The sequence below is a fragment of the Serratia sp. PL7 genome (genome assembly GCF_945957435.1).
In genome coordinates, this window is record NZ_CAMFLB010000038.1 from 1 (window position 1) to 15,933 (window position 15,933).

Consider the following 15,933-nt stretch of genomic DNA (forward strand, 5'->3'; position numbering starts at 1 on the left):
CATGAGGTAGCCCAAATGAAAAAGCCCCAGCGGTTAAGCTAGGGCTCTTCGATAAATTCTATGGATACATATAAAAGAAAACCCGCCAAAATGGCGGGTTACAAAAAGTGCCTGCGAAAAGCTTAAGCTACTGCTTTTCTACGACGAGGTTGGCCCTGTTTTTCACTACATCCGGCTTTGTGTTCGAATGCGTTTGGGGCAGCCTTCATCAGAACGTCAACAGCAGCGCCCATTTTCGCAAATGCGCTTTTTGTGTCGAACTTAACTTCAGTTTTGGCTACTTTTTGCTCTTTCATATTGACCCCTTTATGAGTACCTACGCGGCTCTCATTAAGAAACATTCTAGCATCTATGCTAAAAACACCCAACTCACCAGTTACGTTTCGTTACCTATAACTGCTTATATCAGTAGTTTTGACTACCGTTGGGAGGCTCATCCTATCATGTTGACAACTAGCGTCTACTGTTTTTGTGCTAAAAACTTATACGCTTTTGAAGAATTTTTCAAATGCAACTTCTAACGTACTCACATCCGCAAACATGGCATAACCACTATCATGCATCTCAAAACCGAAAGATGCATAGTACCCTAACAACTCTTTCACAGGCTCGCATATCTGTACCCCCTCTGCATCAACAGCCATGCAAAACAGGTAAGCTGCCATAAGTGTAAGCATTACCATTCGGCCTTTTAAGGGGTGCTCATCCTCATCCCTCACAAAGCTTTCTATCATGTGGATACGGAAGATATGATCATCAATACCGTAAACACATAAAGCTGCTCCTGAAGGAACCGCCTCAACAGCATTTTTAACCAATTTGATGCAAAACTCAAAACGGTTCGGGTTGTTTCCGTAACTGCACAACCCTACATCCCACTCAAGTTCACCAAATCCACCAGATAGGATTCGATAATCCTGCTCAGATATCGGACCAACAGCCAACTTAAGCTGCTGAGAATCAATGATTAATTGAAGGTTATTACGGACTGCCTGGCTTATTTCATCCAATGAGAGCATCTGAAGGTTTCCATAACTTCAATAATATTATGGTGTCACATTACGCTTTTTAAAGCTTTTTATAAACAAAAACCCGCTACGAGGCGGGTCATTTTGTTCAGTCGCTTGATGGTACAGCTTTGCGAAAGCATACCTGAATTATAGAGTTTCATTATCCGTTTGCAAGCTTTTTTCCATATTTTTTGAGTTTTCGATGCAAATAGCCACACGAACGGAGCAGAAGACAGCAGAGTTAAACACTTCAAGACACCAGCGAACTCTATCTTCAGACTGTATGCGAGAGAGCCACGGCGCGTAATGATTACGGAGGGTTTCACCAAGCTCTGTTACAGTGTGATGACCGGCATAGAAGCTTTTACCGATGATGTATGCAGGGTTTAGGTGTTCCATGGCTGTGAGCACTGCACGTTCCATGAAATCCTCTTCCTCCTTCCGGTCAGCAGCCACCAGCATTGCCCCCAGTGATTGTTTAGGCCACAAGATGGCTTTTGCCCGCTCTAACTGTGCTTCCCCTCTATAGCCGCTCTTGCGCAGCTCTCCCATCACCTTAACTATCTGGCTGGCGTTGTCGTCGTCCCACTCTTCAGCGACCAGTTGTCCCCAGACACCGCTACCGCCGCTACACCTCAACTTTCCATCTACCCGGCCACCGTACATATCGCCCCAGGCGCGCAATAATGATTTTATCCAGAGGGTTTGTATCTCGGTCAGACGCTTGTACTTACCCAGGTAAGACTTGCGAGGGATACCGGCAACAAGAGCCCATGCCTCATGTTTTAACTTTCTCTTCTGATTAGGGGTCATGCTATCGCTCCTATGCCAATTGAATAATCTAAGAACCGGAATAAAATCACTACCTGGCTACCGTGTTCCTCTTCCCATGCTTTCGGGTCTTCGTGCAGTTTGGTATGGCATCCCCTGCACATAGGGATAGCGAACAGGTCATGCGCTTTGGTTCCTGTCCCCCCTTGGCCGTGGCCTATTACATGGTGTGGGTCATCAGATGAACCACCGCAGCCGCTACAAGGTCGGGTCTTAACCCATTTGATGTATTTGCTGTCTTCCTGCCTAACAAGCTTTGGTATGAGCATGTGAGACTTAGGCGGCTCAGCGTCGATTTTTAATTTCTTGGCTATCATTTGCTTTCCCTCTCGAATACCCACTCGTAAACCTCTGAACCGTTTTGCAGCAGATCATTGAAGTCGCCAGATTTTGGCCAGCGAACCAACACCCTTTGGAGATCGTTCTTTGCATGAAGATTGGCTCGGGCGCATTCAAACGCCGCAGCATGCCCCGCTGCGTGGCGGTCTGTGTCAGCAAAAATAATCAGGGTCTGAACGCCAAGCGGAACACGGAATTTCTTCATGAATGCCGTGTTGAGAGTCGCCCAGGTGTTACAGCGGGTTATCTGATGGCAGGAAAGCGCGGTTTCTATGCCCTCTGCGATACCCAACGTGGTAGACGGTGGGAACATGCGGATTGCTACCGAGCTGGCATGCTCTAGATAGCTGTCTTCCTGTAGTTTCATCATCTTCTTTTGGGCTCCACCAGCAGCAGCCGCTTTTTTGTCACCATCTAATAAGGTGCGATGCAGGTAGCACAGCTCGCCTTTATCATCGGTTGCTAGCGCGTATATCGATTGGTACTCACCACCAGCAGCCCGCTGGCTATCGCAGTAGCGAACATGATCCATTGGCAAGGACGTGATCCCACGCTTCTTCAGGTATGCATCTGCACCTGTCCCACGCAGCGGCGTAAGCTTTGCAAACTTATGGCTGACACGCTCACGCAATGGGCCTATTCCAGAACGGGGGGCAGGAACGGATTCACCAGGCACAAATACCCTACCGATCAGCTTGTCAACCTCTGCCGCTAACGTCTTGAAGTCCTTGCCTGTGGAACCAGTCAGCAATGCCCAACCATCCCCAGCACCGCAAGTGCATACGTAGGAACCTGAGCCGTTCTTGTCATCACAACGAAACTTCCCCTTACGGCCACACAGCGGACATTCACCCTTAAAATGGTTTTTACCGGTCACCGGAGGTAAGCCGTAAAACTTGAATATTTCGGGCCAACGCCCGATTACTGCTTGTTTGGTATTCATGCGGCTTTCCCTTCTTTCTGCTTCGCCTTAGCAAAGGCGATCTGTCTTGATTTAATGAAGTTGCTTACCACTGGAGTGATCTCCATTGGCATATGGCTCAGGCCGTTCGGCCATTCGCTGAATTTTTCGCGGAACATGTGTTTACACCAGCCTTCGCTGATAGGTCGGCCCTGTGCGCTGCGGGAACGTTGGTAATAGAGGATCTGACTCCACCAGGCTTGTTTCACCGCTTTGGTGATCACTTCCTTGGTTTGCTTCACTTTCTTGAGCTTGCGGGTTTTGTCTGTCTCTACGTCTTCGCCGCCGATAGGTTTGAAACCGCATTTAGGGCAAATGTAGATACCCGCAGGCTTGACGTAGTGGCACTCGGGGCATTCTTTCGGCAGGCGCTCAGGTTCATCGGTTTTAACCACCCTGGCCGGGGCATCTTCCATGCCGTCAGACGTGGCAGGCAGGTAGTCATATTCGATATCGTCGGGATAGCCCAATTTGTGGATGGTGCCGCTATGGTCGAAGATGAGGCAGGTGTCTTTGCCTGGAGCTGGACGCAGGCCGCGCCCTAAAATCTGAATCCAACGAATTTCTGACTTGGTAGGACGGGCAAAGATGATGCAGCGAACATCACTATCGAAACCGGCCACCAGCACACCAACGTTAACGATTATTTTGGTGATACCTTGCTCAAAGCGACGGATAGTAAGCTGACGTTCTTCATGCGGCGTGGCTGCTGTCATAATCTCAACAGCTACCCCGGCCCGGTTGAATTCAACAGTAACGTAATTGGCGTGAGCCACGTTCACGCAGAAACATACCGTTGGTCGGTCTTCCCCGTTCTCCAACCAGTTCTTAACGATATCGCCCACTAACTTAACGTCGCTCATGATCTCGCCGATCTGCTCTTCGTTGTAATCACGTCCATAGCCAGCTTGCTCGGAGGTTTTTACATCGCTCAAGTCAGGTTGGGATGGTGCGTAAAACTCGTAAGGGCTAAGAGCGCCGATGCTGATCAGCTCTTTCATGGTCGTTGGCTTGATCAGCTTCTGGTAATACGTGCCGAGGAACTTGGCGAAAGGGGTGCCAGACAGGCCGAGAACTTTCACGGCGGTGTTAGTTGTCAGGTGCTCGATGGTCTGAAGAATCTTTTTGCGCTTGAGGTGTGCCTCGTCAATGATCAGCAGATCGATATCTTCAGGGAAGTCACGACGGATCAGCGTATCGGCAGAGGCGATCTGAATCAGGCGGCGCGGGTCGTATGCCGGATGATCACGCCAGATGTAGCCAATCTCTTCAGCAGGCAAACCGTATTCGATAAAACGCGTTGCCGTCTGGTCTAACAGCACGGTGTACGGAGCCACAAACATTACGCGCATGTTGCGACTGATAAACCCGGCAGTAATCAACGCCGCTATCGCAGTTTTGCCAAACCCTACCGGGGCGTACATCATGAATGATGCGTGTTGCTTCCATGCCGAGCGCAGCATATTCAGTGCAACAATCTGTTTTTCGCGTGGCTGGATGGTAAGCATTCGTTCTATTCCTCGTTTAGATGTTTAGCCGTCTAAATGTCTGCCCGGCGTTTTTAACTACTCGATCCCTTTAAGATCACCTTCTTGGTTAAGCCTGTTCCTTCCCCCACACCCCAACCCGATCACCCCCCTTACCCCCCTCTTACCCTTCCCCTCTCCCCCAAAAGAAAAAAAGACTTCTAGCCGTCCAAACATCCAATCACCCAATTCATCTAGCCAGTGGAGGCGGTTGTGTATGTCCAACGCTCGCCCTTGCATACCTGTCAGCGAATAACCTCAACCGCTCGTTTGCCGCCCTGCGCCCCGCGTTCTCTTGCCTGTAGGTCACTGGCTCAGCGTCAAACGCTTCTTGGTAAACATCCGAATACTGGTTTGCTACCTTGCTGCGCGTCCCGATCGGTAGTTCACTCAACCTTGCCTGTATCCATGCGGCATCCTCACGGCAAAAAGCCGTGGGCATTACTGTTCTCACGAACGTGTTTTCGTACATGCTCACCCCCCATGGCTTACGTCACAGTGATGTGCCTCCAGTCAGTGCCAGAGCGTTCATCAGTTTTCCCTGTGTAAAGCAATGACGGCTCTCACGTATTCCTCACGAGCTGCAACATGGCGGTTATGCAGAGTTAGGATTTCCGCCGCTTCTCTAGCGTCGATAACGCCATCATTTGCAATTGAGTCCTGAATGGTTAAATCAACTTGGCCTCGTTTAGCCGCCACCAGCGTTCCCAAGGCAAAGAGTTCAACGTGATCCAAATCATCCCGAGACTGCACTTTCACGCTGATCCGTCCCTTGCGGGCAGAGAAGTAATCAGCCAGCAGACAGGTTCCAGAAAGGTCTTCGATCGCTTCCAACTCGCTTACTTCAAAAAAGCGACAACCGTTCTTTTCGTACAGGTTGTTATCGAATTGCGTTTTGCTCATACCCAATGCGCCAGCCATTGCTGAACGTCCACCAGGGAAGGCAGCACACATCTCCTTCACAACTTCTTTAAGGTTTTGCTCTACCATTTCGCTTTTCCTTTGGTAGTTACATCCCGTGAGTTAACGGGAGATACTCTTTCCACCAGCTAAGCAGCTTGCGGCGGGAAAATGTCATCCAGCGTTACCTCTGCCCCTAAGCTGTTCAAAGCACTAACGATTAGACGAGAGTCATCCAGGCTAGGAGTGCGAATCTCGATTTCATAATTTGAGAGTCGCGAGGTAGTCCAACCGATCAGCGAAGCCAGTGCAGACTGAGATAAACCGAGCTTTTTTCGGTGTACGGCTATGTTGTTCATAACTACTCCACACAATTTGATTTCGATAAATATCACACAATATGTGTAAGAGATCAACTCAAAGCGTGAAATTGAAAGAAACACGTTATGTGGTAGCATTGAGGGATGAAAATGCTGATGCAAAAACCCAATGAACGGTTACGGCAGCTCCGAGAAAGCAAAAACCTTAGCCAGTCACAGCTAGCAAGGCTTTGCGGATGGAGTTCTATATCCCGTATTGGCAATTACGAACTAGGTACTAGAAAGATCAGCGCAGAAGATGCTGTGGTGATAAGTGCTGCCCTGGAGATTTCGCCGGGGGAGTTGCTTTTTGGTGAAGAAAGCTCAGCCGTCTATAAAAACTATAAGTACATGCTTCTTACTTCTCTAAAGGCAGGTAGTCTCATATCCTCGCCAGGCAGTGGCGCAGACATTGAGCCGATTAGATGGATCACATCTGATAAGCGAGCAAGTGAGGCGTCATTCTGGTTAGAGGTAAAGGGGCATTCAATGACCGCCCCACAAGGCGCAAGCCCTAGTTTTCCTGCTGGGATGCTTATCCTTGTAGACCCGCTTGAAGACTTAGCATCGGGTGATTACTGCATTTCTGAAGTTAACAACAGTGATGAGGCTGTGTTTAGGCAATACTTGAAAGATGCAGGAACTGAGTATCTCGTAGCCCTTAACTCTTCGTTCCATATGATTGAATTTATAGAGCGTGGAGTGAAGTTAGTGGGTAAAGTCATTGCTGCAAAATGGGGCGATGATAAGTTTTAGCCACATCCTACTATGAGTAAAACCCCCCCAAACTGAACCGGCCCCGAGCCGGTTTTTTTGTGCCTAAAAATCCTGTCCCCACAAACATTACTGAAAATAAATCTCCATCCAAATCAAAGGGGAATCATGATACACACCAATAACACACATTTCGTGTTTGATTTTAATTACACGTTATGTGATATTCATTCCACCGGCACCCGCCGCCCGCTCTTTAACATTACGGAACGCACGACAGGCTAACCCCTTCGCCCTAGCTGTTTCAGCGCCGGACAGGATGGATGGCAGGTAGGCAATTTGTCAGCAGACAATACCTTACGCAAAGGTTACGAACAGGAAGGCTAATAAGTCGTGCAACTCGAACCGCCACGATGATGTGGCGTGAGTGTTCAACCATAGGAGATCAAGCCAATGAAGCACTAAACGCAGTACCGGCCACCCCGCCAACGGCGAGGAACGGGGCCACGTTCCCAAAGCGACGCACCAGGGGAAAGGAGGCGCAATGCGCACTGGGCAGTTTGGCATGGCGACCCATTAACGCAGCAACCAGCCTTAAAACGCAGAGTAGTTTTACCCTGCCGCCTTGATGTTCGGCGGTAGGCATAAAACCACTACAGCAGAGGATTACACGATGGAAAAGAAAACTAAACAATTGGTAGCTGGTGACATGGTTCGCAACATCCTTAACGGCAATTACTACCCGTTTGAGTCAGTGAGAAAATCTGGCGCTGGCTACATCGTCACGCTAGTACCGGCAAGCCTGGACGGTAACACCTACTACGCAGATTACAACGACCGCCACGTAGTGCAGGCATAAAAAAACCGCCCCGGCAACGGGGCTACAGCAGAGGGTTGAACGATGGATAGTAGAACTAACTGGCGTGTTATTGATGCGGATGGTGTGGCCCACAGGCTAACGCGTGATGGTGCAGCGTACTATTTACGGATTGGACGCCATCAGGGTCGCAAGTGGATAAAAACCGCTGAAGGTTGGAAGTGCTAATAACACCTATCGCTCCCTACGGTGCGCACCATTACAGCAGAGGGTTAAACGATGGCTTACATCAGCGGCAAGTACCTGGCAATGCAAAAGCAAACCACATTCAAGTTTGAAAATGGTAAGCCTGCTGCAAATTTGTCAGTAAAGCTTTATAGGGATGATTTCGACCTGATCATCGACCTTATTAACAGGGCGTACCATGCAGGCGAAATCGCAGGAAGTGAACAACGCGCCGCTGAAATTCGTGAGGCGTTAGGTTTAGATAAATAGAGGGTTTCATTATGACGGAGCAACAGCTTATTCCCCCAGACTATGAGCAATGTCAGGCAGAAAAGCCAAATGGGCATAGTTTATTTTCACTGGGCGGTGTTCCCGGCCTGGTTAGATGTACCAATAAGCCTGTTTTTATTGCAACCGAAACAAGACCTGATGAAAACGGGGTAACCGGCAGCATGTCTCTTTGTGAGGATTGTAGGCTCTATTTCATCAGTCAATACGGTACGCATGCTGCAACATTCGCAAATATTAAAATTAAGTAGCCCCGGCTCTGACGCCCATCTTTCGCCGGGGCTTGACCAGTACAAAGGAGCTTCATACATGATCACCACCAATATTATCACATCTTCCACAGATTGGATGAGGGCTCGCCCTTCCGTTCAAGCTGTTCGCCGCGATCGTTCCTCTCAACCTGCTGTTGAAGTGCGTAAGTCTAAGTTGGTCAAGCTACTTACCCAGAAAGGCAACCCAATTTAAAACCCACACCGCCGCCTGAGGTGGAGAAGTACCCAGGCGCACAACGACAAGAGCACTGGCACATGACGGGTTCATAGCCCAATCCATGCGTAGAGTGTTGCCGCGCTCGGCAGTGCTCTTTTCGTTGTGGTAACAGTTTGGCGGCTATCCGTTCTTCCAATCACTACTTAACGGAGGATGGCGACAATGTTCAGCGGGTAGCCGCCCTTTTTACTTCTCAATGGAATATCAAAATGCTGCTAATTGCTTTTGTGATAGGAGCTGTCGTAGGCGCTTGTCTGGGCCTAATAACGTTTGCATTATGCAATGCCTCAAAAAGGTTTAACTCAGGAGATTAATCAATGAGTGAAAATAAGGTCACATCGTTCAGTCAACATCTTTCATATATCAATAAAGGCACTCTTGACAGTGAACTTTCTGAAGAGTTGGCAAGAGTAATTAAGGCCGTGCGTGAAACAGGTAAAAAAGGGGCGGTTACCTTAGTCCTTACTTGTTCCATGCTTAACACGCGTGATGAAAACACAATGAAAATCACGCCAACTGTCAAAACGTCTATCCCTGAACTTGGCCGCGCTGACACCATTATGTTTTCAACGGCAGATGGCGATTTGATGCGTGACGACCCCTCACAAGTTCAGATGGATTTGAAAGTTATTGATACACAGCCAGCCGCCGCGCCAATTCGTTTGACGCAGAACGGCTAATAACCCACCGCAGTTAAACCCTCACCATAAAGAAGGATTTAAAATGGATATTACCAACGAGTCAGTTAAGCATGTTGCAGAACTAGCGGTAGCAAGCAGCCTGGTTAAAACTGATATTCCTTATGCAGTTGTGCCGCGCGGTTATGAGCTCGCATCCCTTGAAAAATACATGGTTGATAAGGAGCAGATTAAACAGAGTGTAATGGTTACGTCTGCCTCTTCTCTAATCGCCTATCTTGTGCGCTTCAAAGATGACCGTAGCGTTATTTTTGCCGATACTGAAAATACGCGTTTTCGCGGCGTGCTGGATTACCATCTGGATAGTAAAAGCCCGTTTAAAAACACGCATATTGTTACGTATGACTGCCCACACTCCGAAGAGTGGAAAGCCTTTACCGGTAGTGATAAGCATAAAATGGATCAGGTTGAGTTCGCCGAGTTTATTGAGCAGAACATTAAAAGCATTGCCCCTGTGTCTGACTCAAATAAAACCTCTGGCAACGATCTGTTAGCAATGGTGCTGGCATTCCAAGAAACGCGTACATCTGAATTTAAATCGGTAAACCGCTTGAATGATGGTACATACCAGATGGCGTTCAGCAACGAAAAATCGGGTAGTGGTAACACTCAGTTGCCGGAAAAAATCAGCTTGGCAATCTCCCCGTTCCATAACGGCACTCCTTACCAAATCGATGCGCGGTTCCGTTATCGCCTCCGCGAAGGAAGGCTCACTCTCTGGTACGAGCTGATTGAACCGCAGAAAATCATTGAGCATGCATACAATGAAATTCTTGTTGATTTGCAAAGCCAGTTACCAGATGTACCGGTGTTTGAAGGCCGCATTTAAATATTAACCACCTAATAAAGTGCTGTCTTATGCGCCGCCTCGTGTGGCGCATAGTGAAGCATTTTCACCCCTCTGAATGGATAGATAAATTATGGCAACTTTAAGTCAGCGTTATGCTGCGCGTGAAAGTATTGGCTCTGATATTTCCACCCGTAAAACGTTTATGGTTCCTCTCAATGAAATTTATGCAGAGGAAGGCTATAACGTTCGTGAATTAAACCAAGCACACGTTGAAGAGTTTAGGGATTCCTGGATTGCCGGTGAGTTTATTCCCCCTCTTGCTGTTGAAATAACGGAAAAGGGTGTGAAAGTGATCGACGGTCACCACCGCTACCATGGTGCGTTATTAGCGTCTGCTGCCGGACATGAAGTGTTGCGCCTCGAATGTAAGGATTTCGTCGGCACTGAAGCAGATAAAATCGCCTTCATGGTCACCAGTTCGCAAGGGCTGGCACTTTCCCCAATAGAACGAGGCGCGGCTTATCAGCGGCTTGTGAATCAAGGCTGGACCAATGCAGAGATCGCCAAGAAGGTTAAGCGGTCTGAGTCTGACATCCTTCAGCACCTGCAATTACAGGAATGCACTCCGTACGTTAAGAGCCTGGTTAGGGCCGGTTCTATGAATTACTCATTAGCTATCCAGCTTAACCGTGAGCACGGTGTGTACGCTGACCGCGAAGCAGCGCGGCTCATGAAAAAAGCTGAGGATGCTGGTAAAACCAAAGTTACCAAAAGCATTGCACAGCCGCAGTTCAGCGCCAAAAAAGCCCGTCGAGCGCTTGAGCTCCTGTTCGATGCGGAAACAGTAGAGAACGGCGACGAGCACCTTTTGCGCATCCACCCTTCAGTTAAAGCTGAATTAATCTCTATCCTCCAAGAATATCGTCACGAAAATAAGCCTACCAGCGCTAGCAACACGGCATCTACAAGTGAACCAGTACAGACCACCGATGGCGATCAACTCCCTTTACTGAAAACCGACATTATCAGTAAGAGTGGAATAGAGGTATGGGCATGCGCGGCAGCAGCATTTGGCGATAAAGATGATTTTCTGTTTCACGAGTCGAAGTTCGCTCACACCTGGGCGGCTGATTCTTTCGAAAATCCAGAAGCCGTTGTTGTGCCAACAGAGACAATCTATAAGGCCAAAGCGCTTATTACCCAATATCAGGAAGCTCAAGAGCTTCGAACCTGGCTGAATGAAAAGTTCGGTAATGCTGAAGTGCCTGACTCGATGTTTGAGCGGCTGCATGATGTCTCGTCAGAGACTATGGGTGATCCGGAAAGTCCAGTGATGAATATGGGCGATTTTATTTCACTTGTAGATACCATCCCTTGTGATAAATGGGAAAACATCAGAATGCTGCGTGCCGAAATCCATTCTGCTATCGAAATGAAGGCCACCAGCAATGAGCAATATTAACTTTAACAATGCGCCTTTGTGGATAACAGCAAAGGCGCTTCATACCTTATCTCAATTCAGCAAAAGCCAATTAATTCCCCGCCGAACAAAATTAAAAGGCTATCTGACCTTCCGTGTTAACAAGCGCTGGCGTTTGCTGTCTCGTGATAACGGTAATAACTGGCAGCTACTTATTAATAATGATTACAACGCAATAATGCAGGAGCAGAAAGCATGAGCAAGTTAAAAATCACACTGGAAGATGCAAAAGAAGAACTTCGAGACGCTGCCACTGGCCCGGATAGCCAAAACTGGCGTTACTCTCCAGCAGTAAAGGCGTTGCTCAACAGCCATGACGAGCTGCTTGTTGTATTGGGCGAAATGAAACACCGTGCAGAGTCAGCAGAACAGCGACTTCAGCATCCTATTATCCCTGCGCAAAGTTCAAATGAGGTTAACGATGCAGCATGGAAGCTACACGACATGCTGACAGAACATGGCCCGCTGAATGGGCACCAGTTCAACAATCTCAAAGGTTGTTTCTATGAGGCTCTTAAGGTGTGTATGGGGCCAAATCTAACATTACGGCCAGCGCTTGTTGATGTGGTGGCCGAACGGCAGCGACAGATCAGCGCCGAGGGTTGGACGCCGGAACATGATGACGGTCACGCCAGCGGCTCAATTGCTCACGCAGCGGGTTGTTATGCGCTAAATGGTCATGATGAGTTTTGTGAACCAGGTTATGCCCCTGAATACTGGCCGTGGGATTTCTCAGATTGGAAACCCACCAGCTACCGCCGCAACTTAGTTAAAGCTGGGGCGCTAATTCTGGCAGAGATTGAGCGCTTAGATCGTGCTGCGCCTAAAGGGGAGTGATATGTCAAAGCTGAAATGCACAAAAGACGAAACTGGTTTCTGGACGGAAGGAGAAACGTATGCGGCTGACTACGCAGGTGCAGGCATGCTCTCTGTTGGTGATGATGATTATCCAAATAGTGAGTGGATAGCCCATCCTCTGACATATTCCGACGATGATAGCGTCGCAACTTATCATATCCCAGGCTTAGATGGCTCCGTTGAATTCGAGGAGGTTGCATGACCATATCAACTGAACGTGTCGCGGTCATTCGCCGGTTCCTGACAACGGGCGGCGGATGGAACGACAGAGCATCAACAGAAGAGTTTGTTTCAATCATTGACGAGTTAATAGCCGCAAGGAGTGCGGTTAGCGAACCGGTAGCGTCGTGCATTGTTGCAGATGGCTTAGTGATTATGGATGGCTTCAGCGAGTACGAGAACCATAATTTATCGGACGGGCATCATGAGCTATTCACCGCTCCGCCAGCGCTGCCGGACGATTACTTCGGCGTCTTGGTGCAAAAGGCGCGAGCATCAGCTGACAAAGCTATGCGTAAATATCCGCAACCGAACTATGTACTTAACAAAGTAGCTGAGGAAAGCGGAGAAGTTATCAAGGCTGTAATCCACTACACCGAAGGGCGCGAAGAGTGGGTGAACGTCGAAGGTGAAATCATTGATAATCTGGCCATGTTGATTCGCCTGGTTACTGAAGGGGATCAGGTCATAGGTTTCACTCCTCCTGAAGCCTGCCACACCGCATACGAGCCTCACAAGCTGACGGGGATACCGCAATCTGACCACCTTAAGCGCGCACTTAAGCTGGCTGGAGAAGCCAAAGAATTGGCTGACCGTATCCGAGCTGAAGAACTGACACTTCAAGCACCAGTGGTTCCTGATGATGTGGCTGCGGCGCTGGATTGGATTGATGATTTCATCGCCCGCTGTAATGGTGATGATAGAGGCTCTTGCAATTCCGTTAACATACTTCGCCGCGCTATCCTGGCAGCTATGCCTGCGACTGACTAAGTAATTTCTAGTTGTTGTGTGCAGTGCCTAATACAACACAATAATCATTATGTTGTACGCAAAGTGTCCTTATTACCCCTCCCCCAGATTGATCAATCCCTGATTCGCTGATACTGTTTATGCATACAGTATTTTGCGATTATGGATTCTACTCATTCACGCAAATTATGAGATAAGAGAGAAAAAACATATGGTTAATGAACATTTAATGGTTGATGCTGAAACCATGGGAAAAAAATCTACTGCCCCAATCCTTTCGATCGGCGCAGTGTTCTTTAACCCAAACTCTGGGGCGATAGGCAAAAAATTCTATGCCGCAATAAGCCTCGAAAGTGAAATGGCTATTGGCGCGATTGTAGAGTCAGAAACCATCATTTGGTGGCTGAAGCAAAGCAGCGAAGCCCGAGCAGCAATCACCAGCGATCAGGCCATTCCAATTTCTGAGGCTCTTTTTAACCTATCCGATTTTGTTGCAGCCAACTGCGAACAGCCGAAATACCTCAGGGTTTGGGGTAATGGGGCCTCTTTCGACAATGTGATTCTGCGCGGTGCGTATGAACGCTGCGGCATGCCACCGTGTTGGAACTGGTTCAACGATCGCGATGTACGCACCATCGTAGAGCTAGGGCGCGAAATCGGATTCGACCCTAAGCGGGATATGCCTTTTGACGGCGAGCCCCATAACGCTCTACATGATGCGATACACCAGGCTAAATATGTATCGGCAATCTATCAGCGGCTACTTGCGCCCCACCAGCAAAATTAGTCACTTACCATCATCGATCTGTTAAACCGATCGATAAGGCGTAATTGATCGCTAGGTTCTATTTGATTGTTTATCACTCATTAACAACACTCAATCAGCGCGCACTCGTGAAAGGACATTTGTCCATTATTTTCAATTAATTAGAGAGGCCATATGTCATCTAATAACGTTCCTTTTACAGAGAGTGCTGAAATAGAACCTGATGCTTCAGCGATAGACGTTGAGCGTTTTTTTGAATGCTTTAACACGATTGAAAAATCGTGGGCTCAGATAAGCAGTGATTTACTGGCAGTAGACCCACAAGCGGCGCGTTGTGTTGAATCCCTGATCGCCACAGTGCTACGTGTTGGCCGGACTTACCAAGCAAGTTCTTTGCGAAGGCTCAAATAGCAAAATAGTTGAACGAAAACTCCCTGGCTATGCGCCGGGGTTTTTTATACCTAATGAAGAGAGGCTTAAAATGATTACTGACTTCATGACTGAAGAAGAGGTGTTTACCCTCACAGGGAAGAAACGTACTGCACTGTGGCGGCTACGCACTAAATATGGTTTCCCCTCCCCCGTGCTTACCCATCCATCAAGATATAGCCGCCAGGCAGTTGAGAAATGGATCGAAAATGGAGGGGTTAACCGAGCTGCTTAACATGCCAAAAAATCTTATCAGCATACAGCTCATACGCTTCTTTCTGTTCTGCCAACCAATCGTGTTTGTTATACACGGCCATCACCCCCCCTAATTCATGCCCCAGCATCTTTTCGGTGACATGGGGCATGACCCCTTCCCCTGAAAGATTCGTCACCAGCGAACGCCGGAAATCGTGCGTACGCCACTCCGGAATATCAATCTTATCCCTAAGCTTTTTCATGTACAGGTTTGCCGAAGACCGATCAATCGATTTATCCAGCTCTTGCCCAGGAAAGAGAACCGGGTTTTTTGCTGCTATCAGCCGCTCTATGTAAGGTTTAACTTGAGCAAATATAGGGCGGCGGATCACGTTACCCATTTTCGAATGTGCGCCGGGTGTAGTCCAAATCAGGTCTTCCATATTGAACTCTTCAACCCTAGCCAGGCGCAGTTCTGACAACCGAGCTCCCCACAGCAAGAGCAACTGGTGAAGCAACTTATTAGAAGATACGATTTTGCTGTTCTCCAGCGCCAACCATACTTTTGCTAGTTCTGTAAACGTTAAAACGCGGCTACCGGTATCGGGTTTTTTACCGATATTCTTCACACTTAGCTTTGATAGTTCGCATGAAGGGATCAACTGCCTGCTGATACACCAGTTGATCACAGAACGCAGTTGGAGCAGCAAAACTCGGACTTTCTTCTTATTAAGCTTTTCCTGCTTATCAAAAAACTGAACCCATAGCGACACAGGGATTTGTGCCACCGGTACATCTTCGAATTGTGTGTACATCGTGTTGTACACAACCGAGCGGTAAAGCGTCTGGGTGTTAGGCTTAAGCCCAGTTACATACTTTTCCCACCACTGATCTAGGCACTCCTTAAGGGTCAGTTCTCCCGTTGCGCCTACAAAATAGGTTTTAGGGTTGATGCCCTTCAGGTACAATTCGCGCATCTCGCCAACAGCTACCCGCGCATCCTTGAGTGACATCACCGGATAGCGGCCAACAGTTAGGCGCACCGGCTTGCCATTCCAGCGGTATCGATGCTGGAAAGTAACAGTACCAGCCGGGGTTATGCGTACACTTAGGCCGTCACTGTCGGTAAGCTCCGCAGGCCCTGAATATGGTTTGTTGTGTATGCTGCGCAGTTTGGTATCGCTAAGGGCCATGTTATAGATCCTGTACACAATCGTTAATTGCATTCTGTACTCAATCTGTACTCAAAGGCAAGTGAACGAAGCGAACAAACGGCGAAACTAGGAGGG

The 15,933-nt window shown here is 48.3% G+C and carries 24 protein-coding genes; 15 read left to right on the plus strand and 9 right to left on the minus strand.

The features are described 5' to 3' along the window. Positions 1–122: 122 nt before the first annotated feature. From N6G83_RS50520 to N6G83_RS50560, 8 genes are all read right to left on the minus strand, one after another. A complete protein-coding gene (locus N6G83_RS50520; protein WP_211134552.1) occupies positions 123–296 on the minus strand; it encodes a hypothetical protein in 174 nt (57 codons plus the stop codon). 186 nt (positions 297–482) lie between these two features. Then, positions 483–1,019 carry a hypothetical protein gene (locus N6G83_RS50525; RefSeq protein ID WP_211134551.1) on the minus strand — a complete coding sequence of 179 codons (537 nt, stop codon included), beginning with the start codon at positions 1,017–1,019 and terminating at the stop codon, positions 483–485. Between the two features lie 138 nt (positions 1,020–1,157). Further along, on the minus strand, positions 1,158–1,823 hold the full coding sequence (locus N6G83_RS50530) for a hypothetical protein (protein WP_211134550.1): 666 nt from the start codon (positions 1,821–1,823) through the stop codon (positions 1,158–1,160). Continuing rightward, positions 1,820–2,158 carry a DUF968 domain-containing protein gene (locus N6G83_RS50535; protein WP_074030485.1) on the minus strand — a complete coding sequence of 113 codons (339 nt, stop codon included), beginning with the start codon at positions 2,156–2,158 and terminating at the stop codon, positions 1,820–1,822. The genes N6G83_RS50530 and N6G83_RS50535 overlap by 4 nt, the downstream gene beginning before the upstream one ends. Further along, positions 2,155–3,123 carry a toprim domain-containing protein gene (locus N6G83_RS50540; protein WP_260524288.1) on the minus strand — a complete coding sequence of 323 codons (969 nt, stop codon included), beginning with the start codon at positions 3,121–3,123 and terminating at the stop codon, positions 2,155–2,157. Before N6G83_RS50540 ends, N6G83_RS50535 begins: the two co-directional genes overlap by 4 nt. Continuing rightward, complete coding sequence (locus N6G83_RS50545; RefSeq protein ID WP_260524289.1) at positions 3,120–4,649, minus strand: DEAD/DEAH box helicase; 1,530 nt, start codon at positions 4,647–4,649, stop codon at positions 3,120–3,122. Before N6G83_RS50545 ends, N6G83_RS50540 begins: the two co-directional genes overlap by 4 nt. Before the next feature lie 549 nt (positions 4,650–5,198). After that, on the minus strand, positions 5,199–5,657 hold the full coding sequence (locus tag N6G83_RS50555) for a YmfL family putative regulatory protein (RefSeq protein WP_024529212.1): 459 nt from the start codon (positions 5,655–5,657) through the stop codon (positions 5,199–5,201). Between the two features lie 59 nt (positions 5,658–5,716). Continuing rightward, positions 5,717–6,025 (minus strand): helix-turn-helix transcriptional regulator, encoded by a 309-nt coding sequence (locus tag N6G83_RS50560; RefSeq protein ID WP_409529741.1) that lies wholly within the window; start codon positions 6,023–6,025, stop codon positions 5,717–5,719. Positions 6,026–6,037: 12 nt separating this feature from the next. Between N6G83_RS50560 and N6G83_RS50565 the strand changes: the two genes are divergently transcribed. The 15 genes from N6G83_RS50565 (at position 6,038) to N6G83_RS50635 (ending at position 14,684) form a co-directional block, all read left to right on the plus strand. Further along, positions 6,038–6,682, plus strand: coding sequence for a LexA family protein (locus N6G83_RS50565; RefSeq protein WP_248006718.1), 645 nt, complete (start codon positions 6,038–6,040; stop codon positions 6,680–6,682). Positions 6,683–7,313: 631 nt separating this feature from the next. Further along, positions 7,314–7,499 (plus strand): hypothetical protein, encoded by a 186-nt coding sequence (locus N6G83_RS50570; protein ID WP_211136890.1) that lies wholly within the window; start codon positions 7,314–7,316, stop codon positions 7,497–7,499. A 237-nt stretch (positions 7,500–7,736) separates the two neighbouring features. Further along, positions 7,737–7,952, plus strand: coding sequence for a transthyretin-like family protein (locus tag N6G83_RS50575; RefSeq protein WP_248006707.1), 216 nt, complete (start codon positions 7,737–7,739; stop codon positions 7,950–7,952). Between the two features lie 11 nt (positions 7,953–7,963). Next, positions 7,964–8,221, plus strand: a complete 258-nt coding sequence (locus N6G83_RS50580) for a hypothetical protein (RefSeq protein ID WP_211136889.1) — start codon at positions 7,964–7,966, stop codon at positions 8,219–8,221. Positions 8,222–8,279: 58 nt separating this feature from the next. Beyond that, on the plus strand, positions 8,280–8,435 hold the full coding sequence (locus tag N6G83_RS50585) for a hypothetical protein (RefSeq protein WP_211136888.1): 156 nt from the start codon (positions 8,280–8,282) through the stop codon (positions 8,433–8,435). A gap of 341 nt (positions 8,436–8,776) precedes the next feature. Next, entirely contained in the window at positions 8,777–9,139 is a 363-nt protein-coding gene (locus N6G83_RS50590; protein WP_024529216.1) for a hypothetical protein, read from the plus strand. Between the two features lie 43 nt (positions 9,140–9,182). After that, the gene (locus N6G83_RS50595; protein WP_211136928.1) at positions 9,183–9,986 is read left to right on the plus strand and encodes a DUF2303 family protein; all 804 of its coding nucleotides are present in this window, start codon (positions 9,183–9,185) and stop codon (positions 9,984–9,986) included. A gap of 91 nt (positions 9,987–10,077) precedes the next feature. Continuing rightward, on the plus strand, positions 10,078–11,409 hold the full coding sequence (locus N6G83_RS50600) for a ParB/RepB/Spo0J family partition protein (RefSeq protein ID WP_260524290.1): 1,332 nt from the start codon (positions 10,078–10,080) through the stop codon (positions 11,407–11,409). After that, complete coding sequence (locus N6G83_RS50605; RefSeq protein ID WP_211136902.1) at positions 11,396–11,626, plus strand: hypothetical protein; 231 nt, start codon at positions 11,396–11,398, stop codon at positions 11,624–11,626. Before N6G83_RS50600 ends, N6G83_RS50605 begins: the two co-directional genes overlap by 14 nt. Continuing rightward, on the plus strand, positions 11,623–12,264 hold the full coding sequence (locus N6G83_RS50610; protein WP_248006710.1) for a hypothetical protein: 642 nt from the start codon (positions 11,623–11,625) through the stop codon (positions 12,262–12,264). Before N6G83_RS50605 ends, N6G83_RS50610 begins: the two co-directional genes overlap by 4 nt. 1 nt (position 12,265) lies before the next feature. Beyond that, positions 12,266–12,487, plus strand: coding sequence for a hypothetical protein (locus tag N6G83_RS50615; protein WP_211136903.1), 222 nt, complete (start codon positions 12,266–12,268; stop codon positions 12,485–12,487). Then, entirely contained in the window at positions 12,484–13,275 is a 792-nt protein-coding gene (locus N6G83_RS50620; RefSeq protein ID WP_248006711.1) for a hypothetical protein, read from the plus strand. Before N6G83_RS50615 ends, N6G83_RS50620 begins: the two co-directional genes overlap by 4 nt. Positions 13,276–13,465: 190 nt before the next feature. Next, entirely contained in the window at positions 13,466–14,041 is a 576-nt protein-coding gene (locus N6G83_RS50625; RefSeq protein ID WP_248006712.1) for a 3'-5' exonuclease, read from the plus strand. A 153-nt stretch (positions 14,042–14,194) separates the two neighbouring features. After that, positions 14,195–14,431, plus strand: a complete 237-nt coding sequence (locus N6G83_RS50630) for a hypothetical protein (protein WP_260524291.1) — start codon at positions 14,195–14,197, stop codon at positions 14,429–14,431. A gap of 70 nt (positions 14,432–14,501) precedes the next feature. Next, positions 14,502–14,684: a helix-turn-helix transcriptional regulator gene (locus tag N6G83_RS50635; RefSeq protein WP_071784428.1), complete on the plus strand. Its 183-nt coding sequence runs from the start codon at positions 14,502–14,504 to the stop codon at positions 14,682–14,684. Here N6G83_RS50635 and N6G83_RS50640 read toward each other — a convergent pair. Then, positions 14,668–15,837 (minus strand): integrase family protein, encoded by a 1,170-nt coding sequence (locus tag N6G83_RS50640; protein WP_211136878.1) that lies wholly within the window; start codon positions 15,835–15,837, stop codon positions 14,668–14,670. The two genes, N6G83_RS50635 and N6G83_RS50640, sit on opposite strands and share 17 nt — an antisense overlap. Between the last annotated feature and the right edge of the window lie 96 nt (positions 15,838–15,933).

Coding starts and splice junctions, on each gene's coding strand:
- N6G83_RS50595 (WP_211136928.1), top strand. CDS start 9,183: ATGGATATTACCAACGAGTCAGTTAAGCATGTTGCAGAACTAGCGGTA.
- N6G83_RS50635 (WP_071784428.1), top strand. CDS start 14,502: ATGATTACTGACTTCATGACTGAAGAAGAGGTGTTTACCCTCACAGGG.
- N6G83_RS50605 (WP_211136902.1), top strand. CDS start 11,396: ATGAGCAATATTAACTTTAACAATGCGCCTTTGTGGATAACAGCAAAG.
- N6G83_RS50555 (WP_024529212.1), bottom strand. CDS start 5,657: ATGGTAGAGCAAAACCTTAAAGAAGTTGTGAAGGAGATGTGTGCTGCC.
- N6G83_RS50600 (WP_260524290.1), top strand. CDS start 10,078: ATGGCAACTTTAAGTCAGCGTTATGCTGCGCGTGAAAGTATTGGCTCT.
- N6G83_RS50610 (WP_248006710.1), top strand. CDS start 11,623: ATGAGCAAGTTAAAAATCACACTGGAAGATGCAAAAGAAGAACTTCGA.
- N6G83_RS50565 (WP_248006718.1), top strand. CDS start 6,038: ATGCTGATGCAAAAACCCAATGAACGGTTACGGCAGCTCCGAGAAAGC.
- N6G83_RS50530 (WP_211134550.1), bottom strand. CDS start 1,823: ATGACCCCTAATCAGAAGAGAAAGTTAAAACATGAGGCATGGGCTCTT.
- N6G83_RS50520 (WP_211134552.1), bottom strand. CDS start 296: ATGAAAGAGCAAAAAGTAGCCAAAACTGAAGTTAAGTTCGACACAAAA.
- N6G83_RS50620 (WP_248006711.1), top strand. CDS start 12,484: ATGACCATATCAACTGAACGTGTCGCGGTCATTCGCCGGTTCCTGACA.
- N6G83_RS50525 (WP_211134551.1), bottom strand. CDS start 1,019: ATGCTCTCATTGGATGAAATAAGCCAGGCAGTCCGTAATAACCTTCAA.
- N6G83_RS50625 (WP_248006712.1), top strand. CDS start 13,466: ATGGTTAATGAACATTTAATGGTTGATGCTGAAACCATGGGAAAAAAA.
- N6G83_RS50590 (WP_024529216.1), top strand. CDS start 8,777: ATGAGTGAAAATAAGGTCACATCGTTCAGTCAACATCTTTCATATATC.
- N6G83_RS50540 (WP_260524288.1), bottom strand. CDS start 3,123: ATGAATACCAAACAAGCAGTAATCGGGCGTTGGCCCGAAATATTCAAG.
- N6G83_RS50640 (WP_211136878.1), bottom strand. CDS start 15,837: ATGGCCCTTAGCGATACCAAACTGCGCAGCATACACAACAAACCATAT.
- N6G83_RS50575 (WP_248006707.1), top strand. CDS start 7,737: ATGGCTTACATCAGCGGCAAGTACCTGGCAATGCAAAAGCAAACCACA.
- N6G83_RS50545 (WP_260524289.1), bottom strand. CDS start 4,649: ATGCTTACCATCCAGCCACGCGAAAAACAGATTGTTGCACTGAATATG.
- N6G83_RS50535 (WP_074030485.1), bottom strand. CDS start 2,158: ATGATAGCCAAGAAATTAAAAATCGACGCTGAGCCGCCTAAGTCTCAC.
- N6G83_RS50560 (WP_409529741.1), bottom strand. CDS start 6,025: ATGCTACCACATAACGTGTTTCTTTCAATTTCACGCTTTGAGTTGATC.
- N6G83_RS50585 (WP_211136888.1), top strand. CDS start 8,280: ATGATCACCACCAATATTATCACATCTTCCACAGATTGGATGAGGGCT.
- N6G83_RS50630 (WP_260524291.1), top strand. CDS start 14,195: ATGTCATCTAATAACGTTCCTTTTACAGAGAGTGCTGAAATAGAACCT.
- N6G83_RS50570 (WP_211136890.1), top strand. CDS start 7,314: ATGGAAAAGAAAACTAAACAATTGGTAGCTGGTGACATGGTTCGCAAC.
- N6G83_RS50580 (WP_211136889.1), top strand. CDS start 7,964: ATGACGGAGCAACAGCTTATTCCCCCAGACTATGAGCAATGTCAGGCA.
- N6G83_RS50615 (WP_211136903.1), top strand. CDS start 12,266: ATGTCAAAGCTGAAATGCACAAAAGACGAAACTGGTTTCTGGACGGAA.